The organism is Cedecea neteri (assembly GCF_000757825.1).
Classification (GTDB): Bacteria; Pseudomonadota; Gammaproteobacteria; order Enterobacterales; family Enterobacteriaceae; genus Cedecea; species Cedecea selenatireducens.
The window spans coordinates 4196170-4221991 of sequence record NZ_CP009451.1 but is presented as its reverse complement, the minus strand read 5'-3'; the positions used below and the strand labels follow the sequence as shown (position 1 = coordinate 4221991).

The following is a 25822-nucleotide window of genomic DNA, read 5'->3' as shown; positions in this document are numbered from 1 at the left end:
ATTCCTGAAATGCGTTGTTATACGGTGGGCGTTTCCACCAGGCCGTCGATAAGCACCTGGGCAACACCCTGTGAGCAGCGTTCAATGCGCCCCTTCACGCCGTAAACCTGGGCCAGGCTGCGCGGAGTAATCACTTCCTCCGGCTCGCCGCTGGCAACCAGTTTGCCGTCGCGCAGCATGAGAACATGCTCGCTATGGCGTAAAGCAATATTAATATCGTGCACCACAACAACGGTGACGATATTGCGCTCGCGGGTTTCGCGGGCGACCAGGTCCATGACGTGGAACTGGTAATTCAAATCCAGCGCACTCAGCGGCTCGTCGAGCAACAGCAGAGAGGGACGGCGAATCAAAGACTGCGCCAGGCCTACGAGCTGTTTTTGCCCGCCGGAAAGCTGATCCAGGTAGCTCAAAGCCAGATGCGAGATCCCCAGCTGTTTTAGCAGCTGCATGACCTGCGCTTCGCTTTCAGCGCTGTGGCGGCCACCGGACGCACGCTGCGCCACGATGATGGATTCCAGCACGTGCAGATGCACGCCCTGCGGCAGCGACTGCGGCAGGTAAACCACTTTTTCCGCGCGTTTAGCGAACGGCAAAGCCATCAGGTCTTCACCGTCGAGATACAGCTGCCCTTCCGCGCGGTTCAGGCCCGCTAACGAACGCAGTAAAGTCGATTTACCGCAGCCGTTTGGCCCCAGCAGCACGGTAATTTTGCCGCGTGGCAGCGTCGGCACGCTGAGGTTTTCGATAATTTTACGCTTCGGGTAACCGGCGTTGAATGCATCAATCTGTAAGCCCTGCATCACACGTTCCCCTTATGGCGAAGAATAATACTCAGGAAGAACGGCACGCCCACCAGCGAGGTGACGATCCCCACCGGAATGATGACGCCAGGGATAATGTTTTTAGAGGCAACCGACGCCAGTGACAGCACCAGCGCCCCGACCAGCACGCTGCCCGGCAGGTAAAAACGGTGATCTTCGCCAAACAGCATACGGGCGATGTGCGGCGCAACCAGGCCAATGAAGCCGATTGGGCCCACAAAGGCCACGGACAGCGCGGACAAAATACTGATGCGCAGCAAAGTGCCTAAACGCAGGCGCTTCACGTCGATACCAAAGCTGACGGCGCGATCTTCGCCTAAGCGCAGCGCGGTCAGCTTCCAGGAACTGAGCATAGAAATCGGCATGATGATGGCAAAGGCCAGCAGCAGCACGCCGAGCTTGTCCCAGGAGGCACGCGCCAGGCTGCCCATGGTCCAGAACACCAGCCCCTGCAGCGTGTCTTCGCTGGCGATAAACTGCAGCATCGACACCAGGGCATTAAAGGTGAACACCAGCGCGATACCAAACAGCACCACGCCGGAACTCGCCACGCGGGTCCAGCGGGTAATGGCGTCCAGCATCAGCGCGGCAAACAGCGCAAAGACAAAGGCGTTGGCGGAGATAAACCACTGATCCGGCACCCCAGGGATACCGATGCCGAGAATGATAGCCAGCGCGGCACCGAAGGCCGCCGCGGAGGAAACGCCGAGCGTAAACGGGCTGGCCAGCGGGTTATTGAGGATGGTTTGCATCTCCGCCCCCGCCAGGCCCAGCGCCATGCCGACCAGCAGCGCCATCAGCGCATAAGGCAGACGAATGTCCCACACGATCACCCGCGTACCGGCGTTAGCGCTGGCCGGGTCAATCAGGGTCTGCCACAGCGTATCCAGCGGCAGCCCGGACGGGCCAAGGGTAAAGTCCAGCAGCAGCGAGGCTAAGATCGCAATGACCAACGCCCCCATCAGCAAATAGCGGTGACGTAGCACCTGCTGGTAGCGCCCCATAATAGTGGCAGGCTGCGCCTCGTTCGGCATCGGATCGGTGGTGGCACTCATCAAGTCTTACCTTCGTTACTTCTTCAGATCGGTCCAGTACGTTCCCGTTGGCTCTACCGCCAGGAACTGTTTATAAAGTTGTTGCATCGTCTGCTCCGGATTCACCTCGGCAAACTGCTGCGGATGGAACCAGGTCGCCATCGCCTGAATAGCCAGGATGTTATACGGCGAATTGTAGAAATTATGCCATACGCCATAGGCGCGCCCTTCTTTAACCGCCGTTAGCTGGTCAATGCCTTTACGCTCCAGCACGCTCTGCAGGCTGGCCTGGGCTTCAGCTTTGGTCGCCTGAGCGCCGAGCACCACGCCCGGCGAGGTCGCACCAGGGGCTTTGCCGCCGCTGGCAATATAGACCTGCGGGTCAGCGGCAAGCACTTTTTCCAGGTTCACCGTGCCCAACGCACCCGGCAGCAGGTCTTTAGCAATGTTGTTACCGCCCGCCAGATCGATAAAATCGCCCATGTTGCCTTTCCCGGCAGACCCGCAGCACTCTTCCATCGCCGCAGCACGCAGTTCGATAAACACCGAAGGTTTATCTTTTGCCGCCATCTTGCCGGTGACGTCGGTAATTTTTTTCAGGTTTGCTTCATAAAAGGCGATGTAATCATCGGCCTGTTTCTCGCGATGCAACACTTTGCCCAGCAGACGCATGCTCGGCAAGGTATTTTTCAGCGGCGAGGTACGAAAATCGACGAAGACTACCGGCACGCCCGCTTTTTCAAGCTGGGAAACCAGCTCGCTGTGGCGGCCAGGGCCGTGACCAGACAGGCCAAAAATCGCCACATCCGGATGCAACGTCAGCACTTTTTCCGGGCTGACGCTGTCGGCCGTGGTGCTGCCAATCAGCGGAATATCGTCAATTTTCGGGAATTTCGCTTTATATTCCGCGTAAGTCTGGGTGTCCAGCTTACGGAAGTCGCCCTGCCAGCCCACGATGCGATCTATCGGCTTTTGCCCTTCCAGCAGCGCCAGAGCATAAAACAGCCGCCCTTCCCCCAGCAAAATGCGGTCAACCTTCTGCGGGATGGTGACTTCACGCCCTACGATATCGGTGACCGTCGCGGCGACGGCGGAGTGCAAACCGGCGGCGGTTAATGCCAGAGCCAGACAGATATTCTTGAATTTAATCATATGCTTCACGCTAACGCTCCTTCGTTCCTTAAAGAATGGCGTTAACGATAAAGCAAATGATAATGGTTATCAATTTAATTGTTGAATACTATAGCCCGTTGGCATTATTGATTGCCAGCAGAATAGAAAAAGGGCGTGATAATCACGCCCTCTAAAGAGTAACTTATTGTTACTTTGACTTATTTCTCACGGAATTTCGGGAATTCCATTTCGCTGTAGCGCACAAAGCGGCTGCCTTTCGTTATCTTGTAGCCGAACCAGATAGCCAGGAACAGCGGAATACCGATATAGGTTGCCGCGACGCCGCCCCAGTCGATGGTGTCAGACAGGAACGCTTCGTAGTTCTGGCCCAGCGTGATGACAAGGCACAGCACAAAGGCGAAGATCGGCCCAATCGGGAAGAAGCCCGAACGGTACGGCAGGTCGTTAATGTCGTTGCCCTGCAGCACGTAACCGCGACGGAAGCGATAGTGGCTGATGGCAATCCCCAACCAGGCGATAAAGCCGGTCATCCCGGAGGTATTCAGCAGCCACAGGTAAACGGTCTGGTTGCCGAACATAGACGTCAGGAAGCACAGCCCGGCGATAACGGTGGTAGCGTACAGCGCGTTACGCGGCACGCCGCCTTTAGACAGCTTCGCGAAAATACGCGGCGCCTTGCCGTCGCAGGCCAGGGTGTAAAGCATACGTGTGGAAGCGTACATCCCGGAGTTACCCGCCGACAGCACCGCCGTCAGAATAACGGCGTTCATGACCGCCGCCGCAGAGAGCAGGCCCGCGTGCTGGAACACCAGGGTGAACGGGCTGACGCTGATGTCTTTCACGTCGTTGCGCAGCAGGCTTGGGTCAGTATAAGGAATGATCAGGCTGACAATCAGGATCGCAAACACATAGAACAACAGGATTCGCCAGAACACCTGACGCACGGCGCGAGGAATGTTTTTCTCCGGGTCCGCGGACTCACCGGCGGCAATCCCGATAAGCTCGGTGCCCTGGAAAGAAAAGCCTACGATCATCGCTACGCCGATCATTGCGGCAAAACCCCCGGCAAACGGCGCGTCGCCGGTTGTCCAGTTGCTCCAGCCTACCGGCTGTGCCCCTTTGAAAATACCCACGATCATCATCACACCCACAATGATGAAGATGATGACGGTGGTCACTTTTATCAGCGAGAACCAGTATTCCGCTTCGCCAAAGCCTTTCACGGAGATCCAGTTCAGCAGGAACATGATGCCGAGGAACAGCGCACTCCAGATCCAGCCTGGGGTGTCCGGGAACCAGTAATTCATCACCAGCTGCGAGGCGACGAGGTCAACGGCGATGGTTACCGCCCAGTTGTACCAGTAGTTCCAGCCGAGCGCGAAGCCAAAGCCGTCTTCTACATATTTCTGACCGTAGGTCGCGAAGGAACCAGAGACCGGCATAAACGCCGCCAGTTCGCCCAGGCTGGTCATCAGGAAGTACACCATCAGGCCAATCAGCATATAAGAGAGCAGCGCGCCGCCCGGCCCCGCCTGAGAAATTGTCGCCCCAGAGGCAACGAAAAGCCCCGTACCGATGGAGCCGCCAATGGCGATCATCGTCAGGTGGCGCGCCTTTAATTCGCGGCGTAAGCCAGGCGCTTCTGTCGTTTTATCTTGTGAAACCATAGGAAATTGTTGCCTGTCCAAAAAATGAGGCAAGATTGTAACAAAACGTCTTTATTCAGATAGCAGAAATCCCGGGTTATAAGAGAGCTTCATGATCGCCCGGCAATTATTAGCAAGTCGCTAATCAGGCCGATAAGTTGAGGGGAATTAAAAACCGCCGGCGCATTCAGCCGACCGGCGGTCAAAGATTAACCTAGCCCGCGTACGGAGGAGATAAACTGCTGCAGTTCCTGAGTACGAGGATGAGCAAAAAACGACTTGCTCTCACCCTGCTCCCACACTTTCCCCTGGTGCATAAACACCACGCGGTCGCCGACCTCCCGGGCAAAGTTCATTTCATGAGTCACCAGAATCAGCGTCATGCCTTCTGCCGCCAACTGCTCCAGAACTTTAAGCACTTCGCCCACCAGCTCCGGGTCGAGCGCCGAGGTAATTTCATCGCACAGCAGCACTTTGGGGTTCATCGCCAGCGCCCGCGCAATGGCCACGCGCTGCTGCTGGCCGCCGGAAAGGTTGGCCGGATAGTAATCCACGCGTTCGCCCAGGCCGACTTTGTTGAGCATTTCCAGCGCCAGCTCACGGCATTCGGCAGCGCTCTTATTCAGGACCCTGCGCGGTGCCAGCATCACGTTTTCCAGCGCGGTCATGTGCGGGAACAGGTTAAAGCTCTGGAACACCATCCCCACGGAACGGCTGATTTCACGCGCCTGAGATTCACGGTCGGTGATAGTCATCCCACCGAGCTTGATGCTGCCGTCCTGGTAACCTTCAAGCCCGTTCATGCAGCGCAGCAACGTACTTTTACCGGAGCCGCTGCGGCCGATGATCGACACCACTTCGCCCATGTCGATATCAAGGCTGACGCCCTTCAGCACGTGGTTGTCGCCGTAATATTTTTGTACGTCATTAATGGTGATGAGCGGCATGGAATTTTTTCTCCAGATAGCGGCTGTAGCGCGACAGCGGATAGCAAAGTAAGAAATAGCCGAGCGCCACCAGGGCAAACACTTTAAACGGCTCAAACGTCACGTTATTCAGCATGGTGCCGGCTTTGGTCAGCTCGACAAAACCAATAATCGAGGCCAGCGCGGTGCCCTTAATCACCTGCACCGAAAACCCGACCGTCGGCGCAACGGCGATGCGCATTGCCTGCGGGGCTATTACCCGGAACAGCGTCTGCCCGAAGCTCAAACCGAGGCAACGACAGGCTTCCCATTGGCCTTTGGGCAACGCACGAATGCTGCCGTACCAGATATCCAGCAAAAATGCGCTGGTAAACAGCGTCAGGGCAAGCGTCGCCGCCGTCCAGGCGCTCACGTCGATCCCGAACAGCGCGATACCGAAGAATGCGAGGAACAGCTGCATCAGCAGCGGCGTGCCCTGAAACAGCGCAACATAGGCGCTAATGAAGCGCTTTGGCCACGTCCAGCGGCTCATGCGCAGCAGCAGCAACGGCAAGGTCACCAGCGTGCCGAAGAAAAAAGCAATCAGCGACAGCAGCACCGTCCAGCGGGCCGCCAGCAGCAGGTTGCGCACGATATCCCAGTCGGTAAACGTCATCATCCGACATCACTCCCCAACCATTTTCGCCCCGCCGCCAGCAGCAGCTGGCGCATAATTAACGACAGCACCAGATACATTAAGGTCGTCACCAGGTAGACCTCAAAGCTCAGGAAGGTGCGTGACTGAATAAGGCTGGCGGCAAACGTCAGGTCTTCGCAGGAAACCTGCGACACCACGGAAGACCCCAGCATCACGATAATGCACTGGCTAACCAGCGACGGATAAATGCGCTTCAGCGACGGCGGCAACACCACGCGTAAAAACGTCTGGCTGCGGCTTAACCCCAGCACGCGAGCCGCTTCCCACTGCCCTTTCGGCGTCACCTGAATGCCCGCCCGGATAATTTCGGTGCTGTAAGCCCCAAGATTAATCAGCATCGCGATAAGTGCCGCTTCCCCGGCGTTGAGCTTTAGCCCCAGCGCCGGTAGCCCAAAGACAATGAAGAACAGCTGCACCACAAACGGCGTGTTGCGGATCAGCTCCACATAGCCGCCCCACACGAGGCTTAACAGCCCCGGTTTGCCGCTGCGAATGGCCGCCCCGGTAATGCCGATGGCAACGCCACCCACGGTCGCCATAACGGTGAGCCCCAGCGTCACCCACAGGCCGGCAAGTAGCGCCGGCCAGTAGGGCAGCAGACCGGCAAAATCAAGTTGCGTGGTCATTCCCGGCTCCTCAGGCGCCGAGGTTGGCAGGCAGCGGCGCCTGCATCCATTTCTGCGACAGGGCGTTCAGAGTGTTGTCCTTCAGCGCGTCACCAATCAGCTCATCTACCTTCGCTTTCAGGGCAGGCTCGTTCTTTTTCAGCCCGATGTAGCAAGGCGAGTCTTTGAGCATAAACTGGCTGACCGGGGCTTTGCTTGGGCTCTGGCGGGCAATTGCCGCCACGACCAGGTTGCCGGTGGCGATGTACTGCACCTGGCCGGAAAGGTAAGCAGAAATCGTGGTGTTGTTGTCTTCGTAGCGCTTCACGTCGGCGTCTTTCGGCGCGAGATCGGTTAATACCATGTCTTCTACTGCGCCACGGGTCACGCCGATGGTTTTCCCGCTGAGCGCTTTAGCATCGGCTACCGTGGCATCTTTCGGCCCAAATACGCCCAGGAAGAACGGGGCATAGGCGCGGCTAAAATCGATGACCTTTTCACGTTCGGCGTTTTTGCCGAGGCTGGAAATCACCAGGTCAACCTTGTCCGTTTGCAGGTACGGGACGCGGTTCGCGCTGGTCACCGGCACCAGCTGCAGTTTGACTTTCAGCCCCTTCGCCAGGTAGGCCGCCATATCGATGTCGTAACCCTGCGGCTTCAGGTCAGCATTCACCGAACCAAAAGGCGGGAAATCCTGCGGGACCGCCACGCGCAGCACGCCGCGCTTTTCAATATCCTGCAGCTGGTCGGCCATTACCGCCCCGGCCTGAGCCAGCAGAACCGTCGCGCCAACTAAAGAGAACAACCATTTTTTCATCGTCATGTGCAGCCTCGTCGCCTGATTGAAACAAAAGATTCTTTGAATTCAATTCTGCAACTAATGTGCCAATGAAGAGGGATCGCGAAGATTGTGGCGGTATCACGGTGAAAGGAAGGTTAACAAGAGGATAGCTGCCTCGCAGCTACACCCCAATCAGGTGCAGCTGCAAGATTTTGGTGCATTATGCTTCGCAGTAGCGCAGGAAGCGAAGCAGCGCGTTGGAGATGTGCTTCTGGCGGTGGTGGATGCGGTACAGCGTGCGCACCAGGCGAGGGAGCGGGACGACAACCTCCACCAGCGAGCCGCTTTCCAGCTGCTCGGCAATGACGCGGCGGGACAGGCAACTGATGCCCAGGCCGTGGCGCACCGCATGCTTGATCGCCTCGGAATTGCCCAGCTCCATGCCCAGCTGGAACTTCGGCAGGTGCGACAGCAATAAATAGTCGACAATCTCACGGGTGCCTGAGCCACGCTCACGCAGGATCCACGGCTGTTTTGCCAGGTTTTCAAGCGTGACCGGCTGATGTACCAGCGGGTTCCCCGGCGAAGCAAAGACCACCAGCTCATCTTCCAGCCAGGGTTCAGTGACCAGCTCCGCCATGTGGCACGGGCCTTCTATCAGGCCGATATCGACACGAAAATCCGCCACTGCGTTAATCACGTCCTGACTGTTGCCGACGCTAAGCTCGAGCGGCAGCTTCGGAAAGTCGCGCCGGTAGCGGGCAATCATCTCCGGCAGAATGTAGTTGCCAATGGTGCTGCTGGCATAAACACGAATCGCGCCGTTATCCTCGCGAAACAGCTGTTCTATTTCACCCGCCTGCTCCAGCAGCCCCACCACACGCGGATAGAGCAGCCTGCCGTGCTCGTTGACGACCAGCCGCTTCCCGACCCTGTCGAAAAGCTGAACCCCAAGCTGCCCTTCCAGGTCGGCCAGGGCGGCGCTTACCGCCGACTGGGACAGGGATAGCATCTGGGATGCCTGGGTGGTCGAGCCGCTTTTAAGGACTTCAGCAAACACTTCAAGTTGCCGCAGCGTGATATGCATAAGAGGGCTTTCCTGTGGTGGCAGCGAGTTGCTTACCACTTATAAAGATTAATTATAAATATATAATCAATTTTATTTTTATGCCAGCGAGGCGTAGCCTTTTTGCCATGACAAAGGAGAAGGTTATGACTGCACTCACAGTACAAGCTCACCGCCACACGCTGTGGCACTTTTTACCGGGGCTGGCGCTTTCCGCCGCCATTACCGGACTGGCGTTATGGCTCGGCAATATCCCTGCGGTGGCCGGAGTTGGCCTTAGCGCCCTGACGCTTGCCATCCTTTGCGGCATGATTGTCGGTAACACCGTTTACCCAAAAATCTGGCAGCAATGCGACGGCGGCGTGCTGTTCGCCAAACAGCATCTGCTGCGCCTCGGCATTATTCTTTATGGCTTCCGCCTGACGTTTTCGCAAATTGCCGACGTCGGCGTAAGTGGCCTGCTGATTGACGTGCTGACGCTGTGCAGCACCTTCGCCCTCGCCTGCTGGCTCGGCCAAAAAGTCTTCGGGCTGGATAAACAAACCAGCTGGCTGATTGGCGCGGGCAGCAGCATTTGCGGTGCGGCGGCGGTGCTTGCCACCGAGCCCGTGGTCAAAGCCGAGGCCAGCAAAGTCACCGTGGCGGTGGCAACCGTGGTTATCTTCGGGACCCTGGCTATCTTTATCTACCCGATGATTTACCCGTTCGTCAGCCAGTGGTTTACGCCGGAAACCTTCGGGATCTACACCGGCTCGACGATGCATGAGGTCGCTCAGGTTGTAGCGGCAGGCCATGCGATTAGCCCTGAAACGGAAAACGCGGCGGTGATTGCCAAAATGCTGCGCGTGATGATGCTTGCGCCGTTCCTGATTTTCCTGGCCGCCCGCGTTAAGTCTTTGGCACCGGCTGGCAGCGCGCAGACGAGCAAAATCACTATTCCATGGTTTGCGATACTGTTTATCGTGGTGGCGATTTTCAACTCCTTCCACTTCTTGCCGCAGGCCGTGGTTAATCTACTTGTCACGCTGGATACCGTCCTGCTGGCGGTGGCGATGGCCGCACTCGGCCTGACGACCCACGTTAGCGCGCTGAAAAAAGCCGGCGTGCGCCCGCTGCTGATGGCGCTGGTGCTGTTCATCTGGCTGATTGTCGGCGGTGCGGGCATTAACCTGGCGATTCACCACCTGATCGCATAATTCAATACGGAAAAAAGCCTCCTGACCCGCTATCATGACGGATTACAGATAGCGGGTTTTGCCCGTCAAGAAACAGGAGAAGACAGATGAAGTTTATTGGAGCGCACGTTAGCGCCTCGGGCGGCCTGGAAAATGCCGCCATCCGCGCCCACGAACTGGAAGCCACCGCTTTTGCCCTGTTCACCAAGAATCAACGCCAGTGGCGCGCCGCGCCGCTGACCAGCGAAATTATCGACAGCTTTAAAAGCGCCTGCGAAAAATATCACTACGGTCCGGGCCAAATTCTCCCTCACGACAGCTACCTGATTAACCTCGGCCATCCGGTTGAAGAGGCGCTGGAGAAATCCCGCGAGGCGTTTATCGACGAGATGGTTCGCTGTCAGGACCTGGGGCTGACGCTGCTGAATTTCCATCCGGGCAGCCACCTGAAGCAAATTCCGGAAGAGGAATGCCTGAAGCGTATCGCAGAGTCGATCAACATTGCGCTGGAAAAATCCGAGGGCGTGACCGCCGTTATTGAAAACACCGCAGGCCAGGGCAGCAACCTCGGTTTCCGCTTTGAACATCTCGCCGCCATCATTGACGGCGTGGAAGACAAGTCCCGCGTTGGCGTCTGCATCGACACCTGCCACGCTTTTGCCGCCGGTTACGATCTGCGTACCGAAGAAGACTGTGAAAATACCTTTAGCGAGTTCGAGCGCATTGTTGGCTTTAAATACCTTCGCGGCATGCACCTTAACGATGCCAAAAGTGAATTTGGCAGCCGCGTTGACCGCCATAACAGCCTGGGCCTCGGCAACATCGGCCACACGCCGTTCAGCTGGATCATGCGCGATGCACGTTTCGAAGGCATCCCGTTAATTCTGGAAACCACTAATCCGGATATCTGGGCGGAAGAAATCGCCTGGCTTAAGGCGCAGCAGCACGAAGAAGCCACGGCTTAGTTGTTGAGCGTATTCCGCCTGGATCTTAGCTGGCAGCAACGCTCAGCGTGCTGCCAGCTCATAGTAAAATGCCGGGTTGGCCTGAATCGTCGCCAGCACTTTTGCTGCGAGGCCAGTGGGGTTCCGGCGCTTTAATTCCCAGCTTTTGATGGTGTCAACGCTGGTGCCTAACGCCTTTGCCATTTCACTTTGTGAAACATTCAGCTGCTCTCTGATCGCCCGGACATCCGCCACGTCATAGCGAACCACCATTGCAGGTGCCTTCGCGCCATTTTTAATCTCTACCGCCTCTTCAAGCGAGGATTTAAGGTCATTAAAAAAACTCATGCTCTATTTTACCTTTCAATAATGTCGTCAGTTTTCTGAGTTCAGTTTTTTCCGCGGCCGTCAGGTCTTCTTTTATATTCTTCGGCCAGGCCATAATCAGCCAAATCACCTCCGCCGTTGCCAAAAAATAAACAACCCTGGCACCTCCGCTTTTCCCCCGAACGCCGGTTGCCATCCTGATCTTCCGTAATCCCCCGGTTTTCTGTATCAGGTCACCTTTCTCCGGCGATCCAATTAATTCTTTTTGCAACGCGCTAAGTTCGTCATCCGTCGCGAGCTGTTTAATCTGGCGAGTGAATAACGTCGTCTCAATAAAAGTAATAGCGTGAGTCATCGTGCCCCCATCCTTGAGGGTACTAAGTACACCACCGAGTACATAGTACACCTATATTGTTTGCCTTGCCAAAATATTCGTTTTTAGCCGGCAGGAAACAAGGTTGAAATATCAGGATTGTGCAAAGGGCTTAGTAAAGGGCTGTAACGAGTTGGAGAGTTTTCAGTCATGTGGGAGAGATCCCGAAAGGCATTTAAGGGATTGCAGGGAATGAAAAATAAAGGCAGAAGAGAAACGTCTGCCTTCAACAGAAAGAAGGCAGACGTTGAATTGGAGATTAAGCCGCTTTCGCCGCCAGCTCCGTTTCAGGACGCTTGAGGAAGGCGTAGGACAGGCCAGCCACCAGCGTACCGGCAATAATCGCCAGCAGGTAACCCAGCACCGGGGTAATCGCGCCAGGGATTAGCAGCACAAACAGGCCACCGTGCGGTGCCATCAGCTTCGCGCCAACCGCCATGGACAGCGCCCCCGTCAGCGCGCCGCCGATGATACAGCAAGGCAGAACGCGCATCGGGTCACGAGCGGCAAACGGAATCGCCCCTTCGGTAATGAAGCACAGCCCCAGTACCAGCGCCGCCTTGCCCCCTTCCTGCTGCGCCTTATCAAACTTACGGCGAGCAACCAGCGTGGCCAGGCCCAGCGCCAGAGGTGGCACCATACCTGCGGCCATAATCGCCGCCATTGGCGCATAGGTCTGAGTACTGAGCAGGCCAACCCCAAAAGCGTATGCCGCTTTGTTCACCGGGCCGCCCATGTCGGTACACATCATCCCGCCCAGAATAGCACCCAGCAGAACCGCGTTCGCGGTGCCCATGGTTTGCAGCCAGTGGGTCAGGCCCGCCAGGATTTTAGCCACCGGCGTCCCGATCAGGTAGATCATCGCCAGGCCAACAACCAGGCTTGAGAACAGCGGAATGATCAGAATCGGCTTCAGCGCTTCCATGCTTGGCGGCAGCTTCAGCTTAGAGCTAATCAACTTCGCGATATAGCCCGCCAGGAAACCGGCGATGATGCCGCCGATAAAGCCTGAGCCGGTGCTAACTGCCAGCATGCCGCCGATAAGACCCGGCGTCAGGCCCGGACGGTCGGCAATAGAAAAGGCTATGTAACCCGCCAGCACCGGTACCATCAGAGCGAACGCGGAACCGCCGCCAATCTGCATCAGCGCAGCGGCAAGCGTGCCGTGTTCCTTAAAGGCCTGGATCCCGAAGGCGAAGGAGAGTGCGATACAAAGACCGCCCGCCACCACCATCGGCAGCATGTAAGAAACTCCGGTCAGCAGGTGACGATACGCTCCGGCACTTTCTTTTTTACCGGATTCCTGAGCAGAGCTTGGTTTACCTGCCGCTTCGTAAGGTTTGGCTTCGACCAGAGCTTTATCCAGCTCCTGGGCGGTTTTCTTCAGCGCCAGGCCGGTAGAGGTGCGGTACATCGGCTTGCCGGCAAATTTTGCAAGGTCGACTTCAATATCGGCCGCCACAATCACCAGGTCAGCCTCGGCGACTTCTTCAGGCGTAATCGCGTTACCTGCGCCCACGGAGCCACGGGTTTCAACCTTCACCCACCAGCCGCGCTTTTTCGCTTCCGTTTCAATCGCTTCGGCTGCCATAAAGGTGTGCGCCACGCCGGTTGGGCAGGCGGTGACGGCGACAATACGCTTTGGCCCTTTTGTAGCTACGGATGCGGCTACTACCGGTGCCGTGTACGTCTGTGCCTTACCTTTTGCTTCACTCAGGAACAGCTCAGGATGCTGAACGGCTCTGTCGATATCGCCGAGGAACACCTTTTTGCCGTTCAGCGAGGTATCAGCCGGAATGGCGGTGCCGACAACAATCGCCAGTTCGGCGTCGTTCGGGTTATCAATGATGTCGAGATGCGCTTTTGGCGCGGCGGCACCGAGCAGCGTCTTCGCGAGATACGCGCGCGCCTGCCCCAGTCCCGGCTCAATAATTAACAGCGTTTTCATTGCCTGTCTCCTGCTGTCAGTGGAAAGGTTTCAGGTCGACACGAGCCATCATAGCGGCCAGCTGTGTACGATCGGTAATGCCTACGTTGCTCTGGCTGACGGCCAGGGCCGCAACGGCGGTAGCAAGGCGCAGCGTGTGTTCACTGGACTCACGCATCAGCAGGCCATAAATCAGGCCGCCGACCATCGAATCCCCTGCGCCAACGGTACTAACAACTTCACAAGTCGGTGGTTTGGCAATCCATTCACCCGAGGCGTTAACCCACAGCGCACCTTCAGCGCCGAGAGAAATCACCACATGCGCAATCCCCTGCTCACGCAAAGCATGCGCCGCCTCAATCACGTCTTTCAGTTCAGGCAGTTTGCGCCCGGCCCAAATCTCCAGCTCGCGGCGGTTAGGCTTCACCAGCCATGGCGCGGCTTTCAGGCCTGCAACTAATGCTTCACGACTGCTGTCGAAAATAATGCAAGGGCACTGGCTGCGCAGGCGGGTCATCCAGTCGGTGAACGCTTCCGGAGTAACGCCCGCAGGCAGGCTGCCGCTGACGCAGACCATGTCGAACTGGCCCAGCCAGCTCAGGGAGTCGGCAACGAAGCGCTCCCAGTCAGCACCGGTCACTTCAAAACCGGAGAAGTTAAGGTCGGTCACTTCGCCGTCTTTTTCGGTCAGCTTGACGTTAATGCGGGTGCGGCCCTGTACGACCTGGAAACGGTTCGCTATGCCCAGTTCGCTGAAGAGCTGCTGGAAACCATCCTGATTATCTTTGCCCAGGAAGCCGCCCACGGTGACGTCGATGCCAAGATCTTTCAGCACTTTGGCCACGTTAATGCCTTTGCCAGCGGCATGCAGGCCGGTAGTCCGAACCAGGTTGACTTCACCGCGCTCGATTTCAGGGCAGAAGCCCACTAAGTCATAGGCCGGGTTGAGGGTGATAGTCGCTACACGTCTGGTCATTACGCGCCCTCCCCAAGGCCTGCAGCGATGGCATCGCCAATCGCCTTCAGCGCCAGTTCAGCATCTTCACCCTGCGCGGTGAAGCGCAGGCGATGGCCTTTTTTCACACCCAGCGCCACAACTTTCATCAGGCTACGTCCATTTGCCGGCTTGCCGGTTCCATCAAGGTTTGTCACGGTAATTTCGCTATTGAATTGTTTTATGGTGTTGACCAGAGCCGTACCCGGACGGGCGTGCAGGCCATGTTCATTTCGCACGGTGAACTCAGCGCTCAGTGCCTCTTCTGCCGGAGCATCGCCGCTGGTCAGCAGCGTCAGCAATGCCGGTGCATCCGCGCTTAACAGTTTGTCGGCACGGTTGCCAATCAGCATGTCGCTCAGGCGGTTCAGCACCTGCAGCGGCTGCTCGTCTGCAACGGCGACGGTCAGCAGCAAATTCACCGGGTTTCCGTTCGCTTCAAAGCCTGCGGCCGGGCGGCTAACCGCGACGGCGCTGGCCAGATTGCCTGCCGCGCTGTCGTTCAGCCAGATGCCCTGCCCGAGATACAGCGGGTTACCGGCAATAACGTTGCTGACGAAAGCCGCGTCGACCGCGCCCGCCTGCTTGAGGCGACCGGCGTTCAACGCCTGGAGGGTCATCAGGTCGCTGGCGTCGACGTTCAGCGCCAGCAGGCTGTTATCCAGCAGCAGCGCGGTAGTTTGTTTCTCGCCCATCAGCAGCGCACGGAGTTCTTCCGCGCTGGCTGCGGACTTCAGCTGTTCAGCCACGTCGTCGTCGCTCAGCACGTGGGTCAGCTGACGCAGCAGCCCGAGGTGCTCGTCAGAGCTGGCGGCAATGCCGATCGCCACATAGGCGGTCTGGCCCTCGCCCCACTCCACGCCCTGCGGGAACTGGAAAACCTGAACGCCGGTTTTCAGCACCAGGCCACGCGTGTCGGTGGTGCCGTGCGGGATGGCAATCCCGTTGCCTAAATAGGTTGTCGTCTGCTGCTCACGCGCCAGCATGCCGTTGACATAGCCTTCGCCGACGTTGCCTGCCTGCACAAGGGCAGCGGCAACCTGGCGGATAGCCTCTTCTTTGCTCCCGGCTGACTCGCCCGGGTGAATATCCTGCACAGATAACTGGAACATAGATCTCCTCTCTCGCCGAATTGAAACGATTCAGCTTGGTTGAGAAAAAATGCGCCATCTCGAGCTGCGGGATGCAAAAAGATGACGCTGAAACGTTTCAAGGAGTGTTGCGCTAATGCTGCATTCCACGCAACATTTCTCGCATTTCTGTTTGCGAAATTTAGAGCTTCAGCACATTTTCAGTTTAGCAGACGGTAAGTTCAGCGCCTGGGCAGGCTATTTCCGGCCAGCATCAGCAAACTTCAGCTACTCCAGGCGTGCCCTGGCCGGGGTTCTACCGCTGTGGATGATTTGTGCTGGCGGTCTCGCAGAGCGGGCGGGTAAATCTGTTTATTTCAAGGTAACGGGCGTAAACTCCGCGCATTCTTTTTCCTGTCACCGATTAGCATGCAAAACGCTCCCGTTACCGCAGCCCGCAAGCCCTTGGATTTCACCTCAAGCGCCTTTTTGATTGTGGCATTTTTGACCGGCATCGCCGGCGCACTACAAACGCCGACGCTAAGCCTGTTTTTGACCGATGAAGTCCACGTTCGCCCCGCGCTGGTCGGCTTTTTCTTCACCGGCAGCGCGGTGATAGGTATTTTGGTGAGCCAGTTTTTAGCCGGGCGCTCTGACCGTAAAGGTGACCGCAAAACGCTGATTTTTGCCTGCTGCCTGCTCGGCGCGCTGGGCTGCATTCTGTTCGCCTGGAATCGTAACTACTTCATTTTGCTGTTCGTCGGGGTGTTTCTCAGCAGCTTCGGCTCCACGGCCAACCCGCAGATGTTTGCGCTAGCCCGCGAGCATGCCGACCATACCGGGCGCGAAGCGGTGATGTTCAGCTCTATCCTGCGGGCGCAGGTTTCTCTTGCCTGGGTCATTGGACCGCCGATTGCCTACGCGCTGGCGATGGGATTTGGCTTCAAAGCGATGTACCTGAGCGCCGCATTTGCCTTTGTCATTTGCGGCGCTATGGTCTGGCTATTTTTGCCGTCCATGCGCAAAGAACCTGCGGTAAAAACGACGGTCACGCTGGAGTCGCCGCGCCGTAACCGCCGCGATGCCCTGCTGCTGTTTGCCGCCTGTACCATGATGTGGGGTTGCAACAGCCTGTACATCATTAATATGCCGCTCTATATCATCAATGAGTTACATCTGCCGGAGAAGCTCGCCGGGATAATGATGGGCACCGCCGCCGGGCTGGAAATTCCGACCATGTTGATTGCGGGCTACTACGCAAAACGCTTCGGTAAACGCTTCCTGATGCGCTTCGCCGTCGCGGCAGGGTTGCTGTTCTATATTGGGATGGTGGCGCTGACTAACGAATATATGCTGCTTGGGCTGCAGCTGTTAAACGCCATCTTTATCGGGATTCTGGCCGGGATCGGCATGATCTATTTTCAGGACCTCATGCCAGGGCAGGCAGGAGCGGCTACCACGCTGTATACCAACACCACCCGCGTGGGCTGGATTATTGCTGGCTCACTTGCCGGGGTTGTGGCGGAGATCTGGAACTACCACAGCGTTTTCTTCATCGCGCTGGGGATGATAGCCATCAGCGTTTATTGCATGGCACGGATCAAAGATATTTAAGGTGCCGTGGCGGCTTCAAGGTGAATCAGATACGCCATTGCCTGCTGGCGAGAGGTGCCGCACATCTCCCTTGCAGGCTGGAGGCCGCCGCAAACTTTAGGCCGTAAAGGCGAACCGAACAGTTTGCAACGCAGGCGCTCGTCCAGCTGAACGCAGGGCGTGTTGGCGGGCTTCCCCTCCGGCATACCGGGGATCGGCGTTGATATTGAAGGCGCGGTACAGCAGGCGCCGCAGTCAGGACGACACTCCATTTATTTTTCCGCCAGCGTCAGAGGGTGCGTGACAATAACAGACCCGGTGCCTGCGTCAATCTAACAATTCATTTAACATCATTCCTCCTTCCAGGATACACTTGCGCCACAACGACTACGGATCGGTAACGTTTTGTCACGGCGCAATCACTTTCACCGAACAGCCTGCTGGCTGGCGCTGCTTGCCGTTGCCATGCTGTTTATTGCACCGGTTATTTCAAAATCGCTGATGCACCATTCAGCCTGCGAACACAGCAGCATGATGATGACAATGGACATGTCTGACATGGACCATCACATGCCCATGCCCGAGCCGTGCCCTCAAGCTTCAATGCCGCACAATATGCTGATGTCCGGCCCTGGGATGTCGCCCGGGGAAGAGATCGCCTGCGGATACTGCCAGCTGCTGATCCACCTGCCTTTTATTCAGTTCTGCCTCACGGTTTTACTGCTGTTGCTGCTGACTGGCGTGCGCCGAACGCCGGTGCTCGCCCTGTGCTGCGCCACGCTATCTCGCCCCTGGTCACCTCATCCGGCCCGTGCCCCGCCCTCTGCTGCCTTTTGCTTCGCATAACACTCTAATAATTAACTGCGTAACGCTGGCGGCAACGTTGAAGCGTTGTCTCATGCGCGCTCTTTTAATCAAGAGCGGCGACGTTACGCCTGAAGGACAGTAAGGCAATGATGAAAACGCATTTAAAGCCGCTGGTATCGCTGATACTGCTGGCTATCTCCTCTCCTGCGGCCATCGCGGCGGGAGCGCATGAAGCTATGGATATGCAGGACGACTCCGTGATGATAGTCACCTCTCCGGCGTCATCGCCGCTGGAGGTTGTGACGTCTCCAAAAACGCCGCGCCAGCCAGTTCCGGCAAGCGACGGGTCTGACTATCTGAAGACGATTCCAGGTTTCTCGCAAATCCGCAACGGCGGCACCAACGGCGACCCGGTATTTCGCGGTATGTTCGGCTCTCGCCTGCGTATTCTGACCAACAATGGTGAAATGCCGGGCGCCTGTCCGGCCAGAATGGACGCCCCAGGCTCTTATATTTCGCCCGAAAGCTTTGATCTTCTGACGCTGATTAAAGGGCCTGAGAGCGTACTTTGGGGGCCGGGTAACTCGGCGGGAACGGTGCGCTTCGACAGGGAACCACCGCGCTTTGAAAAAGCGGACATTCAGGGCACGGCCAGCCTGCTTACCGCCTCTAATCAGCGCTGGGACAGCAACGCGGACGTTAGCCTCGGCAACGAGGACGGTTATCTAAGGCTGATCGGCAATAAATCCCATTCAGGTGATTACGAAGACGGCAACGGTAACCGGGTGGCCTCGAAGTGGGATAAATGGAACACCGACGTGGCACTGGGCTGGACGCCCGACAAGGACACGCTGCTTGAGCTGACCGCCGGGAAAGGCAACGGCGAAGCCCGCTATGCCGGTCGCAGCATGGACGGCTCGCAGTTCAGGCGAGACAGCCTCGGCGCGCGTTTTGAAGCATCGAACATTGGCGACGTATTCAATAAGTTCGAAACCAACGTCTATTACAACTATGCCAACCACATCATGGATAACTACTCGCTACGATCGCCGGGGACAATGTCCGGCGGGATGTCTGGCGGGCACATGGCCTCATCGATGGGCATGGATATGGGCGGCACAATGGACATGGGTTCGTCGATGAGCATGAATATGCCGATGGCGATGCAGCTCGATCGCCGCACGATTGGCGGACGTATGATGGGCACCTGGATCTGGTCAGATTACGAACTGCGTAGCGGCATCGACGGCCAGCAAAGCACCCACCGTAGCAAGCAGGATGCCGGATGGAAGCAAGATGCTCGTTTCCAGGACGCTGGCGTCTTTAGCGAGCTAACCTGGAATGCTGACGCCAACGGTAAAGTTATCGGCGGCGCGCGCCTCGACCGCACGCGCGTCAATAACGATACGGGCGTGGGCGCCAGCGTGCGCAGCAAAACATTACCGGCAGGTTTTGTCCGCTATGAGCAAACGCTCAGCGACATCCCGGTCATGCTGTATGCCGGCGTTGGCTACACCGAACGCTTCCCGGATTACTGGGAGCTGTTTTCACCCACCTACGGGCCTGATGGCTCTAAAAATGTCTTCGATAACCTGAAAACGGAAAAAACCACGCAGTTAGACATTGGCGCGCAGTACAGCGGCGAGCGCTTTAATAGCTGGGTTTCTGCGTATCTTGGCCGGGTGAATGATTTCATCCTGTTCCGCTATGACCCTGATAACGCGCGCGTGAGCCAGGCCGATAACGTTGACGCCACGATTATGGGCGGCGAAATGGGCATGAGCTATGCGCTGACCGAAGCATGGAAGGCGGACGCAAGCCTTGCCTACGCCTGGGGGCAAAACACCAGCGACCATCAACCGCTGCCGCAAATTGCCCCGCTGGAAACACGCTTTGGCCTGACCTGGGAACAGGGAGACTGGAGCAGTACCGGCCTGCTGCGCGTGGTCAGCGGCCAGCAGCGGGTTGCGCTAAACGAAGGCAACGTGGTCGGGAAAGACTTTGATAAAAGCAGCGGCTTCGCGATTTTTTCCGCCAATGCGGCCTATCGCCTTAGCAAGGCCATCAAGCTCAGCGCCGGGGTCGATAACCTGTTCAACAAAACCTACAGCGAGCACCTGAACCTGGCGGGCAACAGCAGCTTTGGCTATTCGTCCAATACCCCGGTTAATGAACCAGGCCGGACGGTCTGGGGCAAAGTGAACGTCACGTTTTAATCATCCTGGCCCCGAACACCGGGGCCATTACGCTTATTAATTCACCAGCCAGGAGGCTGATATGCTTGCAAAACTTCGTACACCCGAAGGTAAAAAATTCCTTATCGCGGTCGTGATTGTCTTCACCATCGTGGTGTCGCTGATTTCAAAGGTCACCTTTGAAGGCGTGGAGGAGCAGTACAACTGGCCGATGGAACAATGGACGCTGGACATGTTTATCATGCAGGGTGCATGGGTCGCCATCTACACGATTATGTTCACCATTCTGTGCTCGCTGCCGTTTGCTTTCTATTTCTTAGCGCCGAAGGATGGCCGCGGCTAAGCCTGCTTTGCCACTGCCGTGCCGACAAAGCAGGAGGTTGTCGGCACGCCTGCCTTAAACCCCTTACTTTAATGCTTCTTTATCAAATCCACTTGCCTGAAACGCGCCTCACGAGTACTTTGACGCAATATTTTCGCATCTCAATTTTTGACAGGAAACACCGATGGCAAGAGCTAACGAAATCAAAAAAGGCATGGTTCTCAATTACAACGGCAAGCTGCTGATTGTTAAAGATATTGATATCCAGGCACCTAGCGCCCGCGGCGCAGCAACCCTGTACAAGATGCGTTTCTCCGACGTTCGTACCGGGCAGAAAGTGGAAGAGCGCTTCAAGGGTGACGATATCGTTGACACGATTACCCTGACCCGCCGTTTCGTTGATTTCTCCTATATCGACGGCAACGAATACGTGTTCATGGATAAAGAAGATTACACGCCGTATATCTTCACCAAAGACCAGATTGAAGAAGAGCTGCAGTTCATTCCTGAAGGCGGTATGCCGGATATGCAGGTTCTGACCTGGGACGGCCAGCTGCTGGCGCTGGAGCTGCCGCAAACCGTGGATCTGGAAATCATCGAAACCGCACCGGGCATCAAGGGCGCTTCCGCCAGCTCCCGCACCAAACCTGCCACCCTGTCCACCGGCCTGGTGATTCAGGTACCGGAATACATGGTTGCCGGCGAGAAAATCCGCATTCATATCGCGGAAAAGCGCTCCATGGGCCGCGCTGACTGATGATTGATGACGCTCCTTCGGGAGCGTTTTGTCTCTCTCCCCGACAAAGTTATTATACCAATTAAACCTTTCCGCCTCATTATCAGACCTGAATCACACAAAAACGATTAAATTAATAGACCAATTTCATTTCCTGTCATACAGCTTTACACTGCAAAGGTTCCCATCTCCCTCACCCAGGATGCCAATCTATGGACACCATTGCCACCGCTTTACTCCCCGCAACCGTTCAACGGCCAAACTACGATCGTGGCGCTCTCAGGACGCGCATCGTGCATTTTGGTTTTGGCGCTTTCCATCGTGCGCACCAGGCCTTGCTTACCGATCGGGTTCTTAACAAGCTGGGCGGCGACTGGGGGATCTGCGAGATCAGCCTGTTTAACGGCGACAGCCTGATGCGCGAGCTTCGTCAGCAGGATCACCTGTTTACGGTGCTGGAAAAAGGCGCGACGGGAAACGAGGCGTTGGTGATTGGCGCAGTAAAAGAGTGCCTGAACGCAAAACTGGACGGCATGGAGGCCATCATAGAGAAATTTTGCGAGCCACAGGTCGCGATTGTCTCCCTGACCGTCACCGAAAAAGGCTACTGCATCGACCCCGCCAGCGGAAAGCTCGATACTACCAATGAGCGAATCATTCACGATCTTGCCTCGCCGCACGAACCACACTCGATGCCGGGGATCCTCGTTGAGGCGCTGAGCCGCCGCCGCGAAAGGGGATTAAACCCGTTTACGGTTTTGTCCTGCGACAATATTCCCCATAACGGGCATTTGGTTCGCCAGGCCGTGCTGGGCATGGCCGCCCAACGAAGCGCGATGCTGGAAGAATGGATTGCCAAAGAAGTCACTTTCCCGAGCACTATGGTTGACCGCATTGTTCCGGCTGCTACGGAAGAGTCCCTGCAAGAGATCGAGAGCGTTCTGGGCGTAAAAGATCCCTGCGCCATTGCCGCAGAGCCTTTTATCCAATGGGTAATAGAAGATGACTTTGTTGCTGGCCGCCCCGAATGGGAAGCCGCGGGCGTGGAAATGGTTAAAGACGTCATGCCCTTTGAACAAATGAAGCTGCGTATGCTTAACGGCAGCCATTCGTTTCTGGCTTATCTCGGTTACCTTGCCGGCTACCAGCATATTAATGATTGCATGGCCGACGAACGCTTTGCCCGTGCCGCACGGCGCCTGATGCTGCAGGAGCAGGCCGTGACGCTGAACATTCGCGGCGTCGACCTGAATCAGTACGCCACAGATCTGCTGGTACGCTTTGCTAACCCGGCGCTCAGGCACCGCACCTGGCAAATCGCCATGGACGGTAGCCAGAAGCTGCCCCAGCGCTGGCTGGAAGGCGTACGCTGGCATCTGGAAAACGAGAGCAACTGGTCATGTCTGGCGCTCGGTATTGCCGGCTGGATGCGCTACGTCAGCGGCGTAGACGAGCAGGGTAAGGCTATTGACGTTCGCGATCCGCTGCTGGGGAAGATTCAGATGCTGGTCAGCGACAGCGGCGAGAGTGAGCGCGTAAGCGCCCTGCTCTGCCTGAATGAAATTTTTGGCGATGACCTGCCGAAAAACGCGAAATTTATCGATGAAGTTCAGCACGCCTGGCAACAGCTTACCCACCTGGGCGCTCGCGGCGCGGTCGAAAACCTGCACTTCAGTTAACAATCAATGCGCTTAACGTGGTTTACCTCCGGGTAAAACCGCGTTAAGCCTTCTCTTTTAACCGGGTTGTCGTCAGGATAGTCAGCGTAAATAATTAACAATGACTTAATGATTGACGTGGTTTATGCGTGATAAACCCCCGGAGTTCCTGTGACAAAAACAAATTTAATTACCGGCTTCCTCGGCAGCGGTAAAACCACCACCATCCTGCACCTGCTGGAGAATAAGCCGGTTGATGAGAAGTGGGCGGTGCTGGTGAATGAGTTTGGCGAGGTCGGCATTGACGGCGCGCTGCTGGCGGACAGCGGAGCGCTGCTCAAAGAGATCCCCGGCGGCTGTATGTGTTGCGTTAACGGCCTGCCGATGCAGGTCGGTCTGAACACGCTGCTGCGCCAGGGCAAACCCGATCGCCTGCTGATTGAACCTACCGGCCTCGGCCACCCGAAGCAAATCCTGGACATGCTCACGGCGGAGGTTTATCAGCCGTGGATTGACCTGCGGGCCACGCTTTGCCTGCTGGACGCCCGCCAGCTTCTGAATGAAAAAGCCCTGAATAATGACAACTTCCGCGACCAGCTCGCCGCGGCGGACGTCATTGTGGCCAATAAACAGGATCGCGCCACGCCGGAAAGCAAAGCCGCGTTAGAGCGCTGGTATCAGGCGAATGGGGACAGTCGAGAGCTGGTTCACGCAGAAAATGGCGCTATCAATATTGAACTGCTGGACAGGGCGCGGCTGAATCAGCGCGATCTGCCGTCCAGCGCCGAACATCAGCATGCAAAGGCGGTGACTCACGGCCTTGCCGCGCTTAGCCTGCCGGGACATCAGCGCTGGCGGCGAAGCGTTAACAGCGGGCAGGGATATTACGCCTGTGGCTGGATTTTCGATGAGGAAACCGTCTTCGACACCATCGGCCTGCTCGAGTGGGCTCGTCTCGCTCCGGTTGAACGGGTAAAGGGCGTGCTGCGTATTCCTGAAGGGCTGGTGCGTATCAACCGTCAGGGCAACGACCTGCATATTGAGACACAATCCTCGCCGCCGCCGGACAGCCGCATCGAATTGATACACCCGGATAATCCCGACTGGAACGTTCTACAATCCGGCCTGTTGAGCTTACGTTTAAGTTAATACGACTACCTTTCCGCCCCCGTAATGAGATTTAGAAGCTGCATCATGATTAATCGCCTCCCTCTTTTACTGTTACTGAACGCGCTGGGCCTTGCCCTGTTCTTTAGCTGGTATCTGCCCGTGAACCATGGATTTTGGTTCAACATTGACGCCACGCTGTTCCATTTCTTTAATAATGAACTTGTCAAAAGCCAGACATTTTTAACGCTGATTGCTATCACCAATAACCGCGCTTTCGACGGCATTTCGCTGCTCGCAATGGGCGCCCTGTTCTCCTGGTTCTGGCTGCGTGAAGACGGCGCTGGCCGCCGCCGCCTGGTGCTGATGGGCATCGTGATGCTGCTGTGCGCCGTGGTGATTAACCAGCTCGGCCACCTTATCCCGGTGGCTCACGCCAGCCCGACGCTGTTCTTCACCGATATCCATCGCGTCAGCGAGCTGCTGCACTTCCCGACGAAAGATGCCTCGAGCGACAGCTTCCCCGGCGATCATGGCCTGATGCTGCTTATCTTTACCGGTTTTATGCTGCGATATTTCGGCAGGCGTGCATTTCTTATCGCGACAGCTATCTTCTTTATCTTCTCTTCGCCAAGAATAATGATAGGCGCGCACTGGTTTACCGACGTCTACGTTGGCTCGCTTTCTATCGCCCTGGTGGGCCTGCCGTGGGTGCTTTTAACCCCAATCAGTGACCGGTTAATTTCCATACTGAATCGTACTTTGCCGGGTAAATATAAAGCTTCTCGCTGATGCCGAATAAGCTATGACGATGGCGAATAAGCAGGGTCCCCTACAGGTCCCTGCTTATTTTTTCAGCACCATGACGGCAAGATGAATATTTACTCACGCCAAATCCTCTTCAATTTGAATGACCTGACGATAAAACCAGCAGCATCGTCGATCATTTGTTCGAAATAACCTTTCGCGACGAAACATCACAATTTCTTATAAAAATAAGAATAAAAACGCTCGCATAGCCTGGTCTTATCGGGTAGTCTCGGGAAAGTTTTCGCTACGTCTCAGCTATTTGTGCTGTGAATAAAAGTGTGCGGTGTTCCACATTTTTGTGCATAAATAATTGTCTCGTTGCCTGTAGGTAATTAGTCTCGTCACGTTGGTATTTTTGTATAACGAATTATTCGTTAAGGACATCAAGGGAAAACAAACAACATGGTCAGATCTCAGCCTATTTTGAGATACATCCTGCGGGCTATCCCCGCGGTTGCGGTAGCAGTTATGCTCTCCGCCTGTAGTTCGACTAACACAGCAAATATGCATTCTGAGACGCATGCAGTCGGTGAAAAAGACAGTTTTTTACTGCAAGCTTCTCAGGATGAATTCGAAGAGATGGTTCGTAACGTAGACGTTAAGTCACGTCTTATGGACCAATACGCGAGCTGGAAAGGTGTACGCTACCGTCTTGGCGGCAGCAGCAGAGCGGGTATCGATTGTTCTGCATTCGTGCAGCGCACGTTCCAGGAACAGTTTGGCTTAACGCTGCCTCGTTCAACGTCCGAGCAGCAGGAATCCGGCAAATCCGTTTCGCGTAATAAATTACGTACCGGCGATTTAGTGCTGTTCCGCGCGGGCTCTACCGGGCGTCATGTCGGCATCTACATTGGTAATAACCAGTTTGTACATGCTTCCACCAGCAGCGGGGTTGTTATCTCCAGCATGGATGAACCTTACTGGAAGAAGCGTTACAACGAAGCACGCCGAGTGCTGAGCCGCAGCTAACGCCATAAAAGATATGTTTTGTTGAGGGTTATTCCCTTGGCTACTCAGCAAAACTACCAACGTTAAAAACGCTGCAGATGCAGCGTTTTTTTATGCCTGAAA

At 56.3% G+C, this 25822-nt stretch carries 26 protein-coding genes; 11 read left to right on the top strand and 15 right to left on the bottom strand.

Annotated features, from left to right (window positions below; genetic code table 11):
• Positions 1–17: 17 nt before the first annotated feature.
• The 9 genes from JT31_RS19550 to yieE form a co-directional block, all read right to left on the bottom strand.
• Positions 18–806 carry an ABC transporter ATP-binding protein gene (locus tag JT31_RS19550; RefSeq protein WP_096753968.1) on the bottom strand — a complete coding sequence of 263 codons (789 nt, stop codon included), beginning with the start codon at positions 804–806 and terminating at the stop codon, positions 18–20.
• Positions 803–1879, bottom strand: a complete 1077-nt coding sequence (locus JT31_RS19545; RefSeq protein WP_038481087.1) for a FecCD family ABC transporter permease — start codon at positions 1877–1879, stop codon at positions 803–805. Before JT31_RS19545 ends, JT31_RS19550 begins: the two co-directional genes overlap by 4 nt.
• A 15-nt stretch (positions 1880–1894) precedes the next feature.
• Positions 1895–3010, bottom strand: coding sequence for an ABC transporter substrate-binding protein (locus JT31_RS19540; protein ID WP_052049080.1), 1116 nt, complete (start codon positions 3008–3010; stop codon positions 1895–1897).
• Positions 3011–3189: 179 nt separating this feature from the next.
• Positions 3190–4659 carry an amino acid permease gene (locus JT31_RS19535; protein ID WP_038481082.1) on the bottom strand — a complete coding sequence of 490 codons (1470 nt, stop codon included), beginning with the start codon at positions 4657–4659 and terminating at the stop codon, positions 3190–3192.
• A gap of 188 nt (positions 4660–4847) precedes the next feature.
• A complete protein-coding gene (locus JT31_RS19530; protein ID WP_038481080.1) occupies positions 4848–5585 on the bottom strand; it encodes an amino acid ABC transporter ATP-binding protein in 738 nt (245 codons plus the stop codon).
• Complete coding sequence (locus tag JT31_RS19525) at positions 5566–6222, bottom strand: amino acid ABC transporter permease (RefSeq protein ID WP_038481078.1); 657 nt, start codon at positions 6220–6222, stop codon at positions 5566–5568. Before JT31_RS19525 ends, JT31_RS19530 begins: the two co-directional genes overlap by 20 nt.
• Positions 6219–6887 carry an amino acid ABC transporter permease gene (locus tag JT31_RS19520; protein ID WP_038481075.1) on the bottom strand — a complete coding sequence of 223 codons (669 nt, stop codon included), beginning with the start codon at positions 6885–6887 and terminating at the stop codon, positions 6219–6221. The genes JT31_RS19525 and JT31_RS19520 overlap by 4 nt, the downstream gene beginning before the upstream one ends.
• A 10-nt stretch (positions 6888–6897) precedes the next feature.
• Positions 6898–7683, bottom strand: a complete 786-nt coding sequence (locus JT31_RS19515) for a transporter substrate-binding domain-containing protein (RefSeq protein ID WP_038483338.1) — start codon at positions 7681–7683, stop codon at positions 6898–6900.
• Between the two features lie 184 nt (positions 7684–7867).
• Complete coding sequence (gene yieE, locus JT31_RS19510) at positions 7868–8734, bottom strand: DNA-binding transcriptional regulator YeiE (protein ID WP_038481072.1); 867 nt, start codon at positions 8732–8734, stop codon at positions 7868–7870.
• A 125-nt stretch (positions 8735–8859) separates the two neighbouring features.
• On the opposite strand from yieE, the gene JT31_RS19505 reads away from it, so the two are divergent.
• Positions 8860–9909 carry a YeiH family putative sulfate export transporter gene (locus tag JT31_RS19505; RefSeq protein WP_038481069.1) on the top strand — a complete coding sequence of 350 codons (1050 nt, stop codon included), beginning with the start codon at positions 8860–8862 and terminating at the stop codon, positions 9907–9909.
• Between the two features lie 86 nt (positions 9910–9995).
• Positions 9996–10853, top strand: coding sequence for a deoxyribonuclease IV (gene nfo / locus JT31_RS19500; protein ID WP_038481066.1), 858 nt, complete (start codon positions 9996–9998; stop codon positions 10851–10853).
• A gap of 42 nt (positions 10854–10895) precedes the next feature.
• Here nfo and nadS read toward each other — a convergent pair whose 3' ends face one another.
• From nadS to fruB, 5 genes are all read right to left on the bottom strand, one after another.
• Complete coding sequence (gene nadS, locus JT31_RS19495; RefSeq protein WP_038481063.1) at positions 10896–11180, bottom strand: NadS family protein; 285 nt, start codon at positions 11178–11180, stop codon at positions 10896–10898.
• A complete protein-coding gene (locus JT31_RS19490) occupies positions 11167–11514 on the bottom strand; it encodes a type II toxin-antitoxin system RelE/ParE family toxin (RefSeq protein ID WP_038481060.1) in 348 nt (115 codons plus the stop codon). The genes nadS and JT31_RS19490 overlap by 14 nt, the downstream gene beginning before the upstream one ends.
• 277 nt (positions 11515–11791) lie before the next feature.
• On the bottom strand, positions 11792–13480 hold the full coding sequence (fruA, locus tag JT31_RS19485; RefSeq protein ID WP_038481057.1) for a PTS fructose transporter subunit IIBC: 1689 nt from the start codon (positions 13478–13480) through the stop codon (positions 11792–11794).
• Positions 13481–13496: 16 nt separating this feature from the next.
• Positions 13497–14435, bottom strand: a complete 939-nt coding sequence (gene fruK, locus JT31_RS19480; protein ID WP_038481053.1) for a 1-phosphofructokinase — start codon at positions 14433–14435, stop codon at positions 13497–13499.
• Positions 14435–15565 carry a fused PTS fructose transporter subunit IIA/HPr protein gene (gene fruB, locus JT31_RS19475; RefSeq protein WP_038481049.1) on the bottom strand — a complete coding sequence of 377 codons (1131 nt, stop codon included), beginning with the start codon at positions 15563–15565 and terminating at the stop codon, positions 14435–14437. Before fruB ends, fruK begins: the two co-directional genes overlap by 1 nt.
• 387 nt (positions 15566–15952) lie before the next feature.
• On the opposite strand from fruB, the gene setB reads away from it, so the two are divergent.
• Positions 15953–17137: a sugar efflux transporter SetB gene (gene setB, locus JT31_RS19470; RefSeq protein ID WP_038481046.1), complete on the top strand. Its 1185-nt coding sequence runs from the start codon at positions 15953–15955 to the stop codon at positions 17135–17137.
• On the opposite strand, the gene JT31_RS19465 is transcribed toward setB, so the two are convergent.
• On the bottom strand, positions 17134–17388 hold the full coding sequence (locus JT31_RS19465; RefSeq protein WP_038481043.1) for a YkgJ family cysteine cluster protein: 255 nt from the start codon (positions 17386–17388) through the stop codon (positions 17134–17136). The two genes, setB and JT31_RS19465, sit on opposite strands and share 4 nt — an antisense overlap.
• A gap of 133 nt (positions 17389–17521) precedes the next feature.
• Here JT31_RS19465 and JT31_RS19460 point away from each other — a divergent pair, with 133 nt between their 5' ends.
• The 8 genes from JT31_RS19460 to mepS all read left to right on the top strand — a co-directional run bounded on the left by JT31_RS19460 (position 17522) and on the right by mepS (position 25720).
• Positions 17522–17962 (top strand): DUF2946 domain-containing protein, encoded by a 441-nt coding sequence (locus JT31_RS19460; RefSeq protein WP_038481040.1) that lies wholly within the window; start codon positions 17522–17524, stop codon positions 17960–17962.
• 110 nt (positions 17963–18072) lie between these two features.
• Positions 18073–20139: a TonB-dependent copper receptor gene (locus tag JT31_RS19455; protein ID WP_144244107.1), complete on the top strand. Its 2067-nt coding sequence runs from the start codon at positions 18073–18075 to the stop codon at positions 20137–20139.
• A 61-nt stretch (positions 20140–20200) separates the two neighbouring features.
• Positions 20201–20461 carry a DUF2534 family protein gene (locus JT31_RS19450; RefSeq protein ID WP_038481034.1) on the top strand — a complete coding sequence of 87 codons (261 nt, stop codon included), beginning with the start codon at positions 20201–20203 and terminating at the stop codon, positions 20459–20461.
• A gap of 163 nt (positions 20462–20624) precedes the next feature.
• Positions 20625–21197: an elongation factor P-like protein YeiP gene (gene yeiP / locus JT31_RS19445; RefSeq protein WP_008459912.1), complete on the top strand. Its 573-nt coding sequence runs from the start codon at positions 20625–20627 to the stop codon at positions 21195–21197.
• Between the two features lie 191 nt (positions 21198–21388).
• Entirely contained in the window at positions 21389–22855 is a 1467-nt protein-coding gene (locus tag JT31_RS19440) for a mannitol dehydrogenase family protein (RefSeq protein ID WP_038481031.1), read from the top strand.
• A 150-nt stretch (positions 22856–23005) separates the two neighbouring features.
• A complete protein-coding gene (locus JT31_RS19435; RefSeq protein WP_038481029.1) occupies positions 23006–23983 on the top strand; it encodes a CobW family GTP-binding protein in 978 nt (325 codons plus the stop codon).
• A gap of 45 nt (positions 23984–24028) precedes the next feature.
• Positions 24029–24733: a phosphatase PAP2 family protein gene (locus JT31_RS19430; protein WP_038481026.1), complete on the top strand. Its 705-nt coding sequence runs from the start codon at positions 24029–24031 to the stop codon at positions 24731–24733.
• Positions 24734–25153: 420 nt separating this feature from the next.
• Positions 25154–25720 (top strand): bifunctional murein DD-endopeptidase/murein LD-carboxypeptidase, encoded by a 567-nt coding sequence (mepS, locus tag JT31_RS19425; protein ID WP_038481023.1) that lies wholly within the window; start codon positions 25154–25156, stop codon positions 25718–25720.
• The last annotated feature ends 102 nt before the right edge of the window (positions 25721–25822 follow it).